Genomic DNA, 17,096 nt, shown 5'->3' on the forward strand with positions numbered 1-17,096 from the left:
GGAAAGCAAAGTGGATGTAATGAATGTTGTCATTGCAGAAGATGATTTCCGAATTGCCGAAATTCATGAAGAGTATTTATCTCAAATTAAAGGAATGAATGTAATTGGAAAATCATTAAATGCGAAAGAAACAATGGAACTACTTAATAACCATTCTGTAGATTTATTATTAATGGATATTTATATGCCGGATCAATTGGGGATTGATTTGTTAGGTGAGATAAGGGAGAACTATCCTAGTATCGATATTATTTTAGTAACTGCAGCTAAAGAAAAGGAGTATTTGAAAAAAGCTCTTAGATATGGTGTTGAATATTATTTAATTAAACCTGTCACACTGGAAATGTTCGTTAAAACGATAGAAAAGTGTAAAGAGAATAGACGTTTATTAAATAATCTTTCAGAAGTAAATCAGGATATTATTAATCATTTTTTTGGAACTGGACAAGAAAAAGGCCACCAAAAGATGGATTTTCCAGCTGGAATTGATTATTTAACTTTAAAGAAAGTGAGTAACATACTCGAAAAGGAAGGAAAGGGTTTAACAGCTGATAAAGTAGGAGAGAAGATGGGAGCGTCAAGAACGACAGCGAGACGATACTTGGAATACTTAGTAAGTATCAACAAGGCCTATGTTGAACAAGAATATGGAGTAGTTGGAAGGCCCGAAAGAAATTATTATTTCAACGAATTATTGAAGGAAAGGCAATTATAACGCCTTTCCTTTTTTATTTGTGAAATTATTCACATTTTGAACAAAATGAATTTAATTTGTTTAAAGTTTTTAAAAAACAAATTTTAGAAAACGTTTACATTCATTTATTTCAAAATTAAGATTAGTTTAAATTTAATGAATTAAAGGGAGTGGAAGTAGTGAAAAAATGGGGAATTTTAATATTAGTCGTACTTTTATTGACGGCTTGTTCAACATCAAATAGTTCGAAGGGGAATAGTGAATACCCAAATAAAAATATTGAAATCGTGGCACCTGCATCACCTGGTGGAGGTTGGGATTTAACAGCCCGTTCTGTCCAAAAAATATTAAAGGACAATAAGTTAGTATCGAACAACATTAATGTGATTAATAAGCCTGGTGGAGGCGGAGAAGTCGGTTGGAGCTATTTAAATACAAAGGATAGTCATTACTTAGCTGTTAATTCAAGCTTGGTGTTAACGAATAATTTACTTGGACAAAGTAAATTAACACATAAGGAATTTACACCATTAGCAACGTTAGCTACTGAATGGCAAGCTATTGCCGTCTCTGCTGATGCACCTTATGAAACTATTAATGATTTATTTGAACAAATTAAAGCAGATCCAAGTTCTATCAAAATTGGTGTTGGACCTGGGTTAGGGAATGATGACCATTTATCTTTTGTTCAAGCAGCTAGTATGCAAGGGGTTACTGTAAAAGATTTGAATTTCCTCGTATATGATGGCGGAGGAGGAGATGTGGTAACGGCACTTTTAGGAAATCACGTCGATGTAGTAACAACTTCTTTATCAGAAGTGAAGGAACAACACCTTGCAGGTAAGTTAAAAATATTAGCCGTTTCATCTGAAGATAGATTAGAAGAGTTGGAAGATGTCCCAACTTTAAAAGAACAAGGTATAGATATGGTATTCCCACACTGGAGAGGAATTATGGGACCTCCTAATATGACGGGAGAAGAAATTCAATATTGGGATGAGAAATTAGGTGAAATGGTTGAATCTGAAGAATGGAAAGAACTACTTAAAAATAATGATTGGGATTCCTTCTATCAAAATAGTACTGAAACGAAAAAGTTTATGGATGAACAAGAACAGCTGTATACAGAGTTAATAGAGAAGTCGGGATTAGTTCAATAAAGGAGCGATTAAGATGAAATTTGCCAAAATCGGGATGCCCGTATTAATGATATTAATAAGCGTGACATTTTTAATTAGCTCGTTTTCAATTCCAAAGGCAACGCTCGGGAGTCCAAATGGTCCTTTATACTTTCCAATTGGATTAAGTGTCCTCATGCTTATTTTAAGTTTAGTTTATTTATTTAATGAACTGAAGACATTAGATGGAAGTTATGAAAAAATCAAAGAATTATTTGATTTACGAACACTAAGCCGGATTGGCGTAACCATTGTTCTAGGCATTATTTATGCTTTAATTTTTGAGACAGTAGGATTCTTAATCTCTACTATTATCTTCCTTGGATTGCTTTTATTCTATTTGAATGGAAGAAAAAAGTGGCTTGTCAATATTATTGTTACTGCTAGTTTTTCATTTATTACTTGGTATGGCTTTAGTCAATTGCTAGGTGTAAGTTTACCGTAGAACAGGGGGGATAAAAATGGAAGGTTTTGTTGAGGGACTTTTGACCGCTATTCAGCCAATCAATATTTTTTGGATCGTAATAGGAGGCTTTTTAGGAACAGTAGTCGGTATGCTTCCAGGGTTGGGGCCTGCAACAGCAGTGGCAGTCCTAATCCCAGTCACATTTGGAATGGATCCAACTAGTGCGATTATTTTAATGGCTGCCATTTATTATGGTGCGATGTATGGTGGTTCAAGAAGTTCCATTTTATTAAATACACCGGGGGATGGTTCGGCAATTGCAGCGACCTTTGATGGATACCCAATGGCTCAAAAGGGTCAAGCAGGTCAAGCTATGGCTATTTCAGCTATCGCTTCCTTCATAGGAGGGGTGTTAGCAACCATTGGATTTGTCTTCTTAGCTAAACCGTTAGCCAGTTTTGCTTTAAAATTCGGCCCTGCTGAATATTTTTTATTAATGCTTTTAACATTATCAGCAATTGTCTCACTTTCTATTGGCAAAATGATAAAAGGATTTATCGCAATGTGTTTAGGACTTTTACTAAGTACCATTGGAATTGATCCGCAAACAGGGATCCATCGCTTTACTATGGGAATTCCTCATTTAAGTGAAGGGATTGACTTTCTAATTGTTATTATTGGGGTTTATGCAGTAGGGGAAGTATTTTATAACTTTTTGACTATTAATAAAGAGAAAAAGAATAGTTCAAAAGAAAATAATAATATGGGAAAAATTTGGTTCACGAAGGAACAATGGAAAAGATCTAAATGGCCGATGCTTCGCAGCGCACCATTAGGCTTTATCATTGGAGTTCTTCCCGGTGCTGGCGGTTCCATTGCCTCAATGATTAGTTATTCGACGGAAAAACAAATTTCAAAAAAGCCAGAAGAGTTTGGGAAGGGTGCTGTGGAAGGTTTAGCTGCTCCTGAGTCAGCTAATAATGCCGCATCCGTCGGGGCAATGATACCATTATTAACAATGGGGATTCCAGGGTCTGGAACAACAGCTGTAATGTTAGGGGCATTAATTATGTTAGGCGTTAGACCTGGTCCAATGTTGTTTGAAAATGATCCAGGTATGGTATGGGGACTCATCAATAGTATGTTCATAGGCAATATTGCATTAGTTATTATTAATGTATTGCTAGTTGGCCTTCTTGTAAAAGTGTTAAAAACACCTGCAAAAGTACTTTATCCGTTAATCATTATGCTTGCCTTTATCGGTACATATACATTAAGTTACAGTACAGTTGATTTCTATTTATTGTTATTGTTTGGTGTGATAGGCCTTTTAATGAAGGTAATGGATTTCCCTATTGCTCCTCTTGTATTAGCACTAATCGTTGGAACAGATATGGAACAAAATTTCCGTATGGCGCTGACTTCATCTAACGGTAGCCTTGGAATATTCTTCTCATCGTGGATTTCAATTGTGTTAATCATCTTAACAGTTTTATCTTTATTCTATCCATTGCTTATGAAACTATTTAAGAATAAAAAGAAAAACGTGACTGCTAGTTAAATTGAATGTAGGATAAGTCCACCAAAGGGAAAAGGTGGGCTTTCCTTTTTGATAAGGGAGTTTCATCATGCAAAAGAGAATTTTATTAATTATAGCAATTGTACTGTATTTGCTTTTCTTTATTATGCCGATGGAAGTGGACATTAAAATTCAATCTATAGCAGCACTCATTATCATTCAAATATTATGGGTAGGTAAAGTCTATCCATTGGCCTATAGCTCATTACTCGTTATTTTATTACTGTCATTTCACTTTTTTACCCATGAGGAGACGTTAGCTTATTTAGGATCTGATGTTGTTTGGCTACTATTCTCAACTTTTATCCTTTCCAACGCATTAATTAACACTGGTTTAGCTAATCGTATGTCTTTGACCATATTAAAACTTTCTAGAGGTGCAAGCAGGGCTCTTTTACCGATAGCCTTTGCTTCCATTTTTGTTATATCGATATTAGTTCCTTCAAATGTAGGAAAAGCTAGTCTGCTTACATCTGTATTAGATAGTTTAATTAAAAGTTTAGGGCCTTCGAACAGTACGAAAAATTTGGCAAAGTCATTGTTTATCGGAATTACGTATCTTGTTCCGATTGCAGGTGCATTTATTGCAACGGGGGCTAGTTCAACGATTTATGCATACAATCTGTTTTCTGAAAATGGAGCGACTATTCATTATGTAAATTGGATTGTACTCTTTGGCGTGCCTATTTTAATTTTCGTTATCTTTCTTTGTATAATTTTTATGCTGCTGTTTCCTACTGAAAAAATAGATAGGGAGTTTTTATTGCAGTTAATTGAAGATGAGATTGGAAAGCTTGGGAAAATGAAGTTTGAGGAAAAGAAAATGCTAGGAATTATTGGGGTTGTTCTATTTCTATGGATGACCCAAAATGTCCATGGCTATTCGATTCCACTAATTGGTCTTTTAGGTGCATGTATAACGATGTTACCGAGAATCGGTGTATGGGACTGGAATCAAGCGAAGACTTCGGTGAACTGGGATATTATCCTCTTTTTTGCTTCTACGTTGATGGTATCAGGTATGCTTATTCATACAGGTACGATTACCTGGTTATCAAAATATTTAAACGCCATAGTAGATGACCAATCACCATTTGTCATTGTTTTAATTCTCGTGTTATTAACCGCATTACTTAGAATTATGTTTGTCAATGTACTCGGATTTTTAGCCATTATGTTACCAATAGCCTTTACTTTGGGAGATACATTAAGTAACGTATCAGCGCTTTTGCTCGCAAAAGCAGTATTTCTTGCTGGGATACCTGGATTCTTTTTTATTACCCAGTCACCAGTCCATTTAATTAGTTATTCATATGGGTACTTTACCGAGAAAGAATTATTCCGGGTAGGGGTAGTGGCATCCGTTGTATGGGTTTTAATAATATGTGTAGCTTTTTTAGTATATTGGTAGAAAGGGCATCGATTGAACATAAAAAACTACGCTCCTGCATTTCAAAGGAGCGTAGTTTTTGTTTTAAAGAGGTGGATTTTCTACACCGAATTGAACCCAATCTTCCTTTGGTGGGCCGTACACGCCGAACGGTTTTATGCCTGCTTGACGCATGAGGACAGTTATTTGTCCGCGATGATGGATGATATGTTTGATTAGTCCCATTAAAATTTGGGCATTGGATTCTTCTCTGCCAAAGGCAATTTGTCGTTTCTTCAAATCTTCGTCTGTCCATTGTTCCTCAATTACTTTCGCTGCAACAGCACTAGTTTTTTGAAAGGTTTTAACCATAACACTTGCGGATGTCGGGAGCTGTTCTTTATTTTCTACTTCATCGATTTTCAATCCGAAATCGGATAAGTATTCCGGTATTGTCGTCGTTAAATGCCATGCAATCCTTCCTAAAGTACGACCTTCCGCATACACTTTTTGATTTAATGATGTATCCGTTAATCCTTCCAACACTTTTTCCGTTAATATCGCTTCCTTATTCCATTCCTTTATGAAATCTGCAACGGTACTATACATGTTTCATTCCTCCAATATCATATATTTTCTGTATCTATTGGCGATTATAAACTACAATAGTGACAACGAATGTCACTGTTTATTATTTGGAGGTATCCATGTCTAAAGCGAAAAGGTTAAATGAGCTTATTATGATGGTGAATCGAAAGAAAAGGTTTACGGTAGGGGAGTTGGCGCAAGAATTTGGCGTATCTAAAAGAACGATTTTACGAGATATGCAAGAGTTAAGTGAAATGGGAGTCCCTTTATATTCTGACCCTGGTCCTCACGGAGGTTATCAAGTACTAAATGAAAGAATTCTTCCTCCGATTGCCTTTAGTGAAAACGAAGCGATTTCCATTTTTTATGCCATTCATGCATTAAGACATTACATTTCCTTTCCTTTTGATACGGAGTATGAATCGATCAAAAAGAAATTTTATTTAACTCTTTCTGGAGATGTACGGGATAAAATTGACCAAATGAAAGACCGGGTTGATTTTTACGCTATTACCCAGCAAGATGAGGTGCCGTTTTTAAAACAACTATTGGAGGCTGCCATCGAACAGAAAGTCATCAACATCGACTATGAAACGAATGAAAAAAGCAGTAATCGAAGTATTCAACCGATTGGTATATACGCGAAAGATGGAAAATGGTACTGCCCGGCTTATTGCTTTTTACGAAATAACTATCGTGTTTTCAGGTGTGATCGGATTAAACAGGTGAAAGAGGATGAACAAACGCCACCTATTAATTTAACGGATATTCATTTGAAGAATCGTTTTAATTTAATCGATAAAAATAAAGTCACATATCCATTGCATGTGGAGTTGACGGACAAAGGTATCGAAAAATTTAAAAAGGCGAGCTATCCGGGAGTTTTCTTACATGTTAGAGATGATGGTTCAGGGTATTTAATAGGTGAGATTTCCGAAGAAGATTTGTCCTTTTTTGCAAATTATTTTATCGATTTTGGGAAAGAAGCATTGATAAATGGTCCCATAGAATTAATTGAATGTATGAAAGAAAAGTTACATGAAATTTTAAAACTTTATCGTTCCTAAGTTTTTTGATGAAGTGTCTCCAAAAGTCTAGGTATTAGTAAAGATTCACCATATACTAATTTTGAAGTTTAACCCTGATAGGGGGTGAATTGATGCCATTTTATCCGCCCAATCCTAGACGAAGACAACGGCCAATGATGTATAGACCTGGTTTTGGACCTTCCAATCCAGCTAGAGGGCAACAGCAATCCTATGAGTCCAATCAAGGTAGACATGAGACGCCTTACTTCAACCCATATGAAGGAGGAGAACAGCCCTTCTATCCGTATCAGGAAGAGCAAGCGTTCTTTAATCCGTTTCAAGGAAGAGGAGAGGAAGCGTACTTCGATCCATATCAAAATTTGGAGGAACAACCATACTTCAACCCTTATGAAGGAGAGCCTCCGTTTTTTAATCCTTTTCAAGGAGGAGGGCAACCGTTTCCTAATCAAGGGAGGGGAGGGCAACAACTGTTTAATCAAGCGCCAAGAAGACCGCAGCCGGGTGCCTTTAACCGAAATTCAGGGAGGCCGCAACCGCCATTTAACGCAAACCAACAACCCCGACCGAGTTTTTTAACAAGACTGCCTGATAATATTAATAAAATCTACGGCCATGTCGGAACGATTCGGAACGGGGTTGATATGGTAAGGCAATTAGGAGCCTTTCTAAATGCCTTTAGAGGACCTAGATAGCATCCATACATCTTTAGCACATCAATCATTGTTGATGTGCTTTTTGCGTTTATCCCTTCGTACAAGTGAAGATACGATAATCTAAAATCTCTTGATATTTTAAAACTTTTTCGAAATGCTGCTCCATTATGTCAAACGTTTCAGGTTCAATCGACTCGGAGAAATGATAATCTTCTAAAACGGCATTGTCTTGTTGTTGGGGTGGCTGGGGATGAATGTGGATAGAATGAAAACCGGTTTGCTCCAACAAATCAATCCAATTCTTTTCCGTTAATAGGGTTTGAAAACCGTAAAATTGTATAAGATCATCTTTTTCCGTTTCATCGAGGAGGCGATTGATCATCAGTTCTATTAAAATGAAACGCCCATCAGTCTTTAATAAACGGTGAATCTCTTTAAGGGCGGTTGACGCATTAACAAAGGATAGCACTGATTCTGAAAGTATAAAGTCAAATTGCTCAGCCTGTAATGGGACATTTTCGATGGAACTTTGGTGAATTTCTACAGATAACTGTTCCTTTTCCATTCTTTTTTTCGCCTTTTCCACCATCAATGGATGGATGTCAATACCGGTTACTTTTGCGCCGAATCGAGAGGCTAAGTAAGCAGCCGTTTGCCCCGTACCACAGCCCACATCTAAAACATAGGATGATTCATTAATCTGCTCCTTCCTTAAAACGTCCATTGTTAAACTAAGCCCGCCAGGATGGGCTCCTCCGACTCCAAATTGGGAAAGAAAATTTAAATACTTGGAACTTTTCATCTAAACGACCTACTTCCTTCATCTTTAGTTGTAGTTTATGATGGGCGCATTCAATCGTTCCTGCAAAAGAGTATAATCATGCTCAATATATCCTTGGAATTTAAAAGTAGTAAATCCGATTTATTCCCTATTTCCTTCCAAGTCTGTAAGAACTACAATAGTAAAGGTCAATTAGGTTGTTACGCATAAAACAGAAGAGAAAATCGTATTGTATGACGACCCTTGAGAAGGAAGTTGAATCTTTTTACAAAATTGCTCGTAAATGTAAAAGGAAAGAGGTGAAGAGATTGGGGAAAACGAGAAAGGTTATGGTAGGTATTACTTCCACTGCACTGACGCTTGGATTAGCTGGATGTGGTTCAAATACAGCTGAAGGATCTCCTCCTGATGATCAATACTGTAATGATTGGGAATGGGATAACGACGATGGTGTATGGGAATGTGATGACAGACATTCTAGCTATTATGGTCATTATTACTACGGCGGTACTTATTACAAAGATAAAAACTCCCTGTTAAAAAGTTCAAGCTTTAAAAGCTCAAAAAGTAGTTCCTCTGTGAAGAAGAGCTCAGGCTTTGGCAGTGGATCGAAAAGTTTCGGGGGTTAAGAACCCACTTTATGAAAAGGGAAGATAAAAAGGGAGGTACACAATGAATTTATATCTTAATTTTGCATCGTATGTAGGAGTTTCCTTACTGCTACTGATCGTAGGAGTTGTTTTATTTACGATCAGTACACCGAAGTTAAAAGAATTTCGTTTAATTGCTGAAAAAAATGTGACGGCGGCGATGTCCCTTGGAGGGAAAATTTTTGGTTTAGCGATCGTTTTAGGCGCGGCAGCACAATATTCGGTTTCTTTGCTTGATATGTTGCTTTGGGGAGCAATCGGAATTGTCGCTCAAATTATCGTCTTTATTTTAGCGGAAGTAATAACGATTCGTTTTAGTATCCATCAAGCAATTGAAGAGGATAATCGAGCAGTAGGAACGATGTTATTATCTTTATCGTTAGCCGTTGGTTGGATTATTGCCAACTGTTTATCTTACTAGTTAGGGTGGGGAAGGACAATGAAAGCATTAACTTACTATCTCGATAAAGGAAATGGCCATTATGAGCCATTCTATGAATATACGACAGCCAATGTTGGAATCGATGAATTTTACGCGAGGCAGTTATGTACGTACTTCATCTTAAGAGGAACCCAATACGAACTCACTTCCAATGAAATGCTTGGGGAAGAAGAGATTTTAGTCATTAAAGAAATCGGTAGAAACTACCCAGGAGAAGACGAAAGAAGTTTTCGTGGCATGGGCGTTCATATCGAGTTTCGCAGCCCTGATGAACGGAACAATTTCCCGTTATTATCCCGCATTCCTTGTCCTTCCCACTTCGATGTCCTTCGCTACCTTGTAAAGGATGTAGTCGATGTACCTGGCATCGGACAAAAGCTTGTAACCTCTACGGAAATTGACGAGGACCGGGGAGTTTATGTCATATACGTCAAGGATGTAGGAGAGGGAGTAGAGTGAGGGAGTCAAATGATTATCATACAAAACGCCAACAATTTTACCGAAATATAGATGGATTTTGGGCTGACCTGTACGGAGAGGAATATGCCCTATATGATATAAAGCTTTTAAAGGAAGAAGAAGTAACCCGTATCCGCCAAATTAGCGAACGGATTGGGACGATCTTTTTTAAAAGTGCTTCCTTGCTTCGAAATGTGCCCGATGAAACATTACTCGAAATGGGCTTCCCAAAGGAAACGATCTCCTTTTTAAGATTAAAAACGATTCCAGCTGAGAGTGTCATTTCTCGGCTGGATTTAATTCCCTTTGGAGACAGTTATAAATGTATCGAAATTAATGCGGATACACCGACATTCATTAAAGAGTTATTTTCGATTAATGGGCTCGTTTGTAATGAATTTGACGTGGCGAATCCGAATGAAGGAATGGAAGTTCTTTTAAGAAAAGCGGTTCGACATAGTATTAATGAAAGTATTGCCCATCCATCACCTCACATCGTGTTTACAGCCCATGAGGATAACATTGAGGATAGAGAAACGGTACTGTTTCTTCAAAGGGGGGTACCGTCTAAATTTACACCTCTTCATCAGCTACAAATTCAAAGGGGAGTTGGTCTCTTTGATGAAGAAGGGATGAAAATCGATGTTCTTTACCGCCAAACTTTCCCGATTGAAAGTTTAATAACAGACGAAGATGATGAAGGAAACCCAATTGGTAGATGGTTATTGGAGCTGGTGGAGGAAGGGAAACTGATGATCATTAATCCTCCTTCTGCCTTTTTACTACAAAATAAAGTAGTTCAAGCAATTATTTGGGGGTTGCATGAAGAGTACCATCCTTTCTATACAGATGAAGAACACGAGTGGATAGAAGAATACTTTCTTCCAACTTATTTAGAGCCGGATCCACTGTTAGAAAAGGGAGTTCCCTTCGTGAAAAAGCCGTCCTTTGGAAGGGAAGGTGACACGGTAGAAATTTTTAATGGGGATGGTCAACTTGTACATCAAGATGCCCAAAAATCTTATTCGGAATTTTTACCGGTCTATCAGCAATTTATCGAACACCCAACGGTAACATTTCAAAGTGAAAAGGGTGTCCAACAAGGTCAGCTTCTACTTGGAAGCTTTTTATTAAATGGAAAATCATCTGCAATAGGTTATAGAGTAGGGGGAACGATTACGAATAATCTTTCCTATTACTTGCCTGTTGGACTTTTAAAGGGAGGAGGGTAAGGAGTATGTGGATTTTACATAAAATTTTCTCAAAAATATCAAAGATTTCCCTCCTACAAGCTGCCCTTTTAACGGTCGCTCTCATTTTAATTAGTAGTATTACGATGAGACTTGTTGAGCCGGAAACGTTCCCGCGATTCATTGATGCTTTGTGGTGGACGATGACGACCCTTGTAACGGTAGGTTATGGCGATTATTTTCCGGAGAGTGACTTTGGAAGACTGTTTACGATGATTCTCCTTTATACAGTTGGTATCGGTGGAATGGGGATTATTATCGGAAAAGTGTTTGAAAGCTTTAGCACATATCGAAGAATGAAGGAGGAGGGGCGATTGAGCTATTCAGGAAAGAATCATTATATTTTGATTGGGTCGTCAAAAGAGAAACTAGAAAATGTCGTAGAAGAAATTGTAAGCGGTGGCTATAAAGGGGATGTGGTCATTATTGATCATGCTGAGCGCTGCCCGATTGAATACGACAAAGTTCATTTTATAAGTGGCAATCCGGCTGAAGAAGAAGTTCTCGTGAAGGCCAATATTCTGGAAGCAAAATCCGTCGCCATCTTTTCCGATGATCAACAAAATTTTGCCGAATATGCCGATGGAAAAACGTTACTTACCGCTTCCAGGGTGGAACATATCGCGAAAAAGTATGATAAAAATATTTATACAATTGTAGAAGTAAAGAAAGATAAACATATTGCCTTATTCGAACATGCCAATGTGGATGAATTCATCCTGTCCAACGATTCAGTTTCCCGACTGATGGCACAAGCAGCCCTTCATCACGGTTCGAGTAAGTTATTTAAGCAAATTTTAAGCAATACCGACGGGGAGAATCTTTATGAAATTAACGCCAAACCTGAATGGAAAACATATCGGGATGCATCTATTGAATTGTTTGATATGGGTGCCATTTTAATTTCAGAAGGGAGCTCCTTAGACATTGCCCGCCGCCATCATGAGGAAATTCCAAAGGGTGCGAAATTATTTATCATCTGTGATGAGGGAACTTACAAAAAGATAGTAGGGTAATAGTGTCATATATTGGTATATAATATAGGAAAGCCTCATTATTGGTGGGGCTTTAATTTATTTAGGCAAACTATTTTCAATACATAATCTTCTAAAGTGCATTTCTATTGATATATGAGGAGGTTAAAATGTTATCGAGAGCTGAAAGGATTAAAAGGGAGAAAGTAGAGAACCGTAAACATTTACTAAGTCTTCCAATAGTATTTTTATCTTTAATTGTCAGTATCGTAATTTATCTATCATCGCTGTTTTTATGGGTTAAAGCTATTGAAGGAACAACTTATAGTGGGGTTTTGGAATCGATTATTCAAATTAATATGATAGCAGTTGGTTTATTTATCGCTTTAGGTTGTTTGAATTTGAAGTTTATGACCGTTATTATCAGGTCATTGCTTAAATTATTATTTATGATATGGGTTGTACTGATGGTTCAATTTTCGCCTATGGCACAAAATATGTGGTTAATCATCCTTCCGTTTTTCTTTGTCTATCTGGAAGTGTTATTAGACATACATGGTGGTCTTCTACAAATGAAGTTTTCAAAAATAAAGTTTATGAGTGCGGACTTTTTAAAAAATCATTCCGTTGCCATTTCAATCATTATTTTAGCAGTTATTAATGTGGTCTTATCTTATTTTATCGATGATCTTTTAGAGACAATAACCGTGTTCGGATAAAGAATTTTTACATCTTGATTAAAAATCTAATGACAATGCGTAACGCGTTTGTTGTTAGGTTTTTTTATGTTTTAAGGTGTGTGAAAAAGGATATTTTATTGTAGATTTGTTAAAGTTCAACATTAATTCACAAAAATCATCACATATCCCATTAAATTCACTCTATAATGGTGATGAAGATATTGATATTACAATAAAAGTAGGTGTTGGAGATAAATGTTACCTATCAAAAGACAACAACAAATTTTAACATGGTTAGAACAAGAAGGAACATTGCGAGTTTCTGAAATTAGTGAAAGATTAGGAGTTTCAGAAATGACGGTTTACCGGGATATTAAACCTTTAATCGATGAACACAAGGTTTCTAAAACATCCAAAGGGATTACCCTTGTTGCACAAACTCCCAATTTATTAAATCGATGTGTGTATTGTTTGAAAGAACCGAATTCAAGAATGTCCGTGCAATTAATCAAAAAAAACCAACAAATTGAGCAAGCTTGTTGTCCCCATTGTGCTTTATTGCGATATAAAGATATCGAGCAGGACGTCTCCCAAATGATTTGTCGGGACTTTTTAAAGGATACGACGATCAGCGCAAAGACGGCTACTTATCTTTTGAATGCGGATATCCAACTGAATTGTTGCCAACCACAGGTCATTGTTTTTGAATCAAAGAAACAAGCAAAACAATTCCGAAAAGGGTTTGGTGGGACGATTTATAACTTTGATGAAGCCATTCAAGCAATAGTAGATGAAATGCACCCGAAAAATGGGTGCTGTTAAAGGACAAATCCAAAGATAGCACAAAAAGTAAGGAGGGCTAGGTATGGATGAAGCAACGAACAATGTAGCAGAAAAGAATGAAAAATCAATGAAAGCGGCCCTATATAAAACGGTATGGCGGTGGCATTTTTATGCCGGGATTATTTTTGCGCCTTTTTTAATCATTCTCGCCGTTACCGGTTCGATTTATTTATTTAAGCCACAAATTGAACAAGTCATTTATAAAGATTACTACGAGGTGAACCCACAAGGGGAGAAAATATCCGCTTCTGCGCAAATAGAAGAAGTGAAAAGACTGCACCCGGATGCCGTCGTAACTCAATATCGTCCTGGAGAAAGCGAAGACCGTTCAAGTGAAGTGGGCATCATTTCCAACGATGAGTCGTTAACGGTTTTTATAGATCCGTATACGGGGAAGTCCCTTGGAGAGTTAAATAATGATGATCGAATTATGGATCGAATTGAAGAATTTCACGGGGAATTAATGGCAGGGACAATCGGAGATCGAATCGTAGAATTGGCAGCTTGCTGGGCGATTGTACTCATTGTGACGGGTCTTTTTTTATGGTTTCCTAGGAAGAAAAAGGACTTGTCTGGAGTACTGTTTCCAAGGTTGACGAAAGGGAAAAAGATTTTCAGAAGAGACATGCATGCGGTGCCTGCCTTTTGGATTACGGCAGGGATGTTATTTCTCATTATGACCGGATTACCTTGGTCCGGATTATGGGGTAGTCAATTTCAAACAATCGTTACGAATACAGGAGAAGGATATCCACCATCTGTTTGGATTGGTAATGCCCCAACTTCCAATGTGAAAACAAAGGAAATTGCAGATGTCCCGTGGGCAGCTGAAAATTTAGAAGTACCGAAGTCTGAAGTGGAAGGGTATGTACCGATTTCCATTGACGATGTAGTAGATGTCGCAAATCGAGTAGGGATGCATCCAAGTTATACGGTCATTTTCCCAAATGGCAAGGAAGGGGTATTCACATTATCCGCCTTTCCTCCAAAGGCACAGGATGAAGCAACGATTCATATCGACCAATATTCCGGTGCGGTGCTTGCTGATTATCGTTACGATAACTACGGTGTAATGGGGAAAATCATTGCGTGGGGAATCACATTACATAAAGGAACTCAATTTGGTTTGATCAATCAACTTATTAGTCTCGCAATTTGTTTAGGGATTATTTTCGTTGTCGTAAGTGGATTTTACCTTTGGTGGAAACGAAAACCGAAACATAGTTTAGGTGCTCCAAAAGCCATTAGTATGAAGAAAATGAAACTCTTCCTTCTATTGATGATTGGGCTCGGCATACTGTTTCCTTTAGTTGGTTTGTCTCTCATTGTTGTTTTCCTAGTAGATTGGCTCATTATTAAAAGAATTCCAAAAGTTAGGATGTTTTTCAATGCATAAGAAAAAAATGATATGGATGTTTCTTTTCATTGTTGTGCTTAGTGGATGTTCCCTGAAACCGGACGTTGCAAAGCTGTATAAAGAAGAATCACCCCTTCAATCAGAAATTATCATTCCTAACACATTTTCAGCCAATGAAAAAGAAACAATCAAAGTCATTCTGACGCAAAATGGGGAAAGAGTAGAAGGGGCAGACTTTGTTCATTTTGAAATATGGAAACAAGATGGAACGGTCACGTACTATATGGAAGAAGCTTATGATTTAGGAAACGGTGTTTATGGAATTAGTAAAGATTTTGATAGTGAAGGGCTCTATTTTGTGAAAGTACATGCTGGCAATAATGGATCGATTATCGTTCCACAAAAACAATTTGTCGTAGGTGAACTTTCTGAAAGTGAGCTGGACTTCTTGCAAAAAGGGCAACAAAGCCAAATCGAAGGACATGAACATCATCATTAATAGAAGAAGAGACAACTTTCACAAATAGAAAGTTGTCTCTTTTACTTATTTTTTCAAATGATAAGGTGAACGTATAAGAATGCCTCGTTCGTTGTGAAGGATATTACGTCACATTTTCCTTTATTTCCAAGTTTTTCCGACCGCTTAGGGTGAATCGTGATAAAATTTAACTATGCAGCGTGAAAATAGAAAAATGAAATATAAGATTGGCACATAAAAACTTCATGTGAATATAGGGGTGTGATGTAAGTGGTAGAATTAAAGGATTGGAAAAATAATGTTCACGGGCATCGGTTTATCGCTTCTTTTAGCGGAGGGAAGGATAGTACGTTAGCTCTGTTTAAAGCAATGAAAGCGGGAGAAGCAGTTGGACTTATTGTTATGATGGAGGAAGAAGGGAAACGGTCTAGATCCCATGGAATGCCTCCGGAAATCATCCGTGCACAAGCAAGTTCTATCGGTTTGCCTATCTATGCAGCAGCTGCAAGTTGGACAGATTATGAAAAGGTATTTATCGGTCTTTTAGAAAAGGCGAAAAAACAAGGAGCAGAACTGTTAGTAACGGGAGACATTGATATACCTGAACATGGCTGTTGGCATGAAAAGGTTACGAACGATGTTGGATTAAAGCTTGGAATGCCCTTATGGGAAATGGACCATCGTGCAGTTGTCGAAGAATTCATAGATTTGGGATTTGTATCGGTTGTTGTAACGGTTAATTTATCTCTTGGCATGCGAGAGGACGATTTAGGGCGAACATTTACGCATGAATATGTGAAGGAGCTTGAAGCTCGTGGTATTGACCCTTGCGGAGAAGGGGGCGAGTTCCATACTACAGTAATAGATGGCCCCATTTTTAAACATCCGATTCCAGTCCGTAAATGTGACGTTATAAAGGACGGAGATTATGCTTTTTTACCTTTGGAGCTAGAACAGTAACGAAATAAAAGTTCTAGGCCTTTGGTGGTTAGACGTAACTATTGAAGTGTTGGGGGATTAAGGATGAAAATTAATAAAAGAAAAAAAACTAAGAAAAAGCGAGTTTATAGTGATACATTAATCGAAATGATTTTTGAAATGATTTTAGAAATCATTTGGAATGTCATATTGTTTTTACCAAGAATGGTGGCTCGTCTTATTTCGAATATATGGTAAGTCGATTAATTATTAACGAATAAATTTTTTCGATGGTTTTCCTATTTAAAAGGAAGCCATCTATTTTTATTATCATTGTAAATTCACAAAAATAGTAAGATAACTCTATGGAAAATATTTTTCTGAAGAATAATCAGATTTATGACTAAGTATAGGAATAGAAACATTCGTATACTAAGGTAAGTAATTTAATAGGGTTTTGTGGGCGGTCAGCACTTGTTTATCCTCTACTCTTTTAGGAGAGGAGGTGCTGTTATGACAATGACGAAAACCTAATCTACATCATCTCCGAAAGGGTTCGATTAGGAGGTGGATAGATTTATGAGTATAGATGCATTGTCGGTTACGATTGATGTGGCTGTTCTAGTAGTGATGATTCTTACATTGTCCTATGCGTTTACACAAAAAAAGTAGGTTCTATGTCAAATGTTGGGGTGAAGTGATATTACACGGCACCCCGATTATCCTAAATGAATCCCAATTTTCTTAG

General features: G+C 37.3%; 20 protein-coding genes. 18 read left to right on the top strand and 2 right to left on the bottom strand.

Annotated features, from left to right (window positions below; genetic code table 11):
* Positions 1-19 precede the first annotated feature (19 nt).
* The 5 genes from ACH0B5_RS13980 (at position 20) to ACH0B5_RS14000 (ending at position 5,268) form a co-directional block, all read left to right on the top strand.
* Positions 20-715, top strand: coding sequence for a response regulator (locus ACH0B5_RS13980; protein ID WP_406927999.1), 696 nt, complete (start codon positions 20-22; stop codon positions 713-715).
* 158 nt (positions 716-873) lie between these two features.
* Positions 874-1,854 (top strand): tripartite tricarboxylate transporter substrate binding protein, encoded by a 981-nt coding sequence (locus ACH0B5_RS13985; RefSeq protein WP_406927991.1) that lies wholly within the window; start codon positions 874-876, stop codon positions 1,852-1,854.
* Between the two features lie 13 nt (positions 1,855-1,867).
* Complete coding sequence (locus tag ACH0B5_RS13990; protein ID WP_406927992.1) at positions 1,868-2,317, top strand: tripartite tricarboxylate transporter TctB family protein; 450 nt, start codon at positions 1,868-1,870, stop codon at positions 2,315-2,317.
* A gap of 16 nt (positions 2,318-2,333) precedes the next feature.
* Positions 2,334-3,839: a tripartite tricarboxylate transporter permease gene (locus ACH0B5_RS13995; RefSeq protein WP_406927993.1), complete on the top strand. Its 1,506-nt coding sequence runs from the start codon at positions 2,334-2,336 to the stop codon at positions 3,837-3,839.
* Positions 3,840-3,906: 67 nt separating this feature from the next.
* Positions 3,907-5,268 carry an SLC13 family permease gene (locus ACH0B5_RS14000; protein ID WP_406927994.1) on the top strand — a complete coding sequence of 454 codons (1,362 nt, stop codon included), beginning with the start codon at positions 3,907-3,909 and terminating at the stop codon, positions 5,266-5,268.
* Positions 5,269-5,331: 63 nt separating this feature from the next.
* On the opposite strand, the gene ACH0B5_RS14005 is transcribed toward ACH0B5_RS14000, so the two are convergent.
* Positions 5,332-5,835, bottom strand: a complete 504-nt coding sequence (locus ACH0B5_RS14005; RefSeq protein ID WP_341361630.1) for a DinB family protein — start codon at positions 5,833-5,835, stop codon at positions 5,332-5,334.
* Between the two features lie 98 nt (positions 5,836-5,933).
* On the opposite strand from ACH0B5_RS14005, the gene ACH0B5_RS14010 reads away from it, so the two are divergent.
* Together ACH0B5_RS14010 and ACH0B5_RS14015 are read left to right on the top strand one after the other, a co-directional pair.
* Positions 5,934-6,881 carry a helix-turn-helix transcriptional regulator gene (locus tag ACH0B5_RS14010; RefSeq protein ID WP_341361631.1) on the top strand — a complete coding sequence of 316 codons (948 nt, stop codon included), beginning with the start codon at positions 5,934-5,936 and terminating at the stop codon, positions 6,879-6,881.
* A 92-nt stretch (positions 6,882-6,973) separates the two neighbouring features.
* Positions 6,974-7,555 (top strand): hypothetical protein, encoded by a 582-nt coding sequence (locus tag ACH0B5_RS14015; RefSeq protein ID WP_341361632.1) that lies wholly within the window; start codon positions 6,974-6,976, stop codon positions 7,553-7,555.
* Positions 7,556-7,604: 49 nt separating this feature from the next.
* Here the strand turns inward: ACH0B5_RS14015 and ACH0B5_RS14020 are convergent, their stop codons facing one another.
* A complete protein-coding gene (locus ACH0B5_RS14020) occupies positions 7,605-8,318 on the bottom strand; it encodes a class I SAM-dependent methyltransferase (protein WP_341361633.1) in 714 nt (237 codons plus the stop codon).
* A 278-nt stretch (positions 8,319-8,596) separates the two neighbouring features.
* On the opposite strand from ACH0B5_RS14020, the gene ACH0B5_RS14025 reads away from it, so the two are divergent.
* From ACH0B5_RS14025 to ACH0B5_RS14075, 11 genes are all read left to right on the top strand, one after another.
* Positions 8,597-8,926, top strand: a complete 330-nt coding sequence (locus ACH0B5_RS14025; RefSeq protein ID WP_406928000.1) for an aminotransferase yhxA — start codon at positions 8,597-8,599, stop codon at positions 8,924-8,926.
* Between the two features lie 43 nt (positions 8,927-8,969).
* Complete coding sequence (locus tag ACH0B5_RS14030; RefSeq protein ID WP_122973340.1) at positions 8,970-9,368, top strand: DUF350 domain-containing protein; 399 nt, start codon at positions 8,970-8,972, stop codon at positions 9,366-9,368.
* A gap of 18 nt (positions 9,369-9,386) precedes the next feature.
* Complete coding sequence (locus ACH0B5_RS14035) at positions 9,387-9,848, top strand: RNA helicase (protein ID WP_122973339.1); 462 nt, start codon at positions 9,387-9,389, stop codon at positions 9,846-9,848.
* Positions 9,845-11,080, top strand: coding sequence for a glutathionylspermidine synthase family protein (locus ACH0B5_RS14040; protein WP_406927995.1), 1,236 nt, complete (start codon positions 9,845-9,847; stop codon positions 11,078-11,080). Before ACH0B5_RS14035 ends, ACH0B5_RS14040 begins: the two co-directional genes overlap by 4 nt.
* 5 nt (positions 11,081-11,085) lie before the next feature.
* Positions 11,086-12,114: an ion channel gene (locus tag ACH0B5_RS14045; protein WP_341361636.1), complete on the top strand. Its 1,029-nt coding sequence runs from the start codon at positions 11,086-11,088 to the stop codon at positions 12,112-12,114.
* A 128-nt stretch (positions 12,115-12,242) separates the two neighbouring features.
* Positions 12,243-12,791, top strand: a complete 549-nt coding sequence (locus ACH0B5_RS14050; RefSeq protein ID WP_341361637.1) for a hypothetical protein — start codon at positions 12,243-12,245, stop codon at positions 12,789-12,791.
* Between the two features lie 216 nt (positions 12,792-13,007).
* The gene (locus tag ACH0B5_RS14055) at positions 13,008-13,574 is read left to right on the top strand and encodes a DeoR family transcriptional regulator (RefSeq protein WP_406927996.1); all 567 of its coding nucleotides are present in this window, start codon (positions 13,008-13,010) and stop codon (positions 13,572-13,574) included.
* Between the two features lie 43 nt (positions 13,575-13,617).
* On the top strand, positions 13,618-14,991 hold the full coding sequence (locus tag ACH0B5_RS14060; protein WP_341361639.1) for a PepSY-associated TM helix domain-containing protein: 1,374 nt from the start codon (positions 13,618-13,620) through the stop codon (positions 14,989-14,991).
* A complete protein-coding gene (locus ACH0B5_RS14065) occupies positions 14,984-15,451 on the top strand; it encodes a FixH family protein (protein WP_122971625.1) in 468 nt (155 codons plus the stop codon). Before ACH0B5_RS14060 ends, ACH0B5_RS14065 begins: the two co-directional genes overlap by 8 nt.
* Before the next feature lie 249 nt (positions 15,452-15,700).
* Positions 15,701-16,390 (top strand): Dph6-related ATP pyrophosphatase, encoded by a 690-nt coding sequence (locus ACH0B5_RS14070; RefSeq protein ID WP_406927997.1) that lies wholly within the window; start codon positions 15,701-15,703, stop codon positions 16,388-16,390.
* 63 nt (positions 16,391-16,453) lie between these two features.
* Positions 16,454-16,606: a hypothetical protein gene (locus ACH0B5_RS14075; RefSeq protein ID WP_158599677.1), complete on the top strand. Its 153-nt coding sequence runs from the start codon at positions 16,454-16,456 to the stop codon at positions 16,604-16,606.
* The last annotated feature ends 490 nt before the right edge of the window (positions 16,607-17,096 follow it).

The sequence above is a fragment of the Ureibacillus sp. 179-F W5.1 NHS genome (assembly GCF_045369345.1).
In the GTDB taxonomy this organism is placed as follows: Bacteria; Bacillota; Bacilli; order Bacillales_A; family Planococcaceae; genus Ureibacillus; species Ureibacillus halotolerans.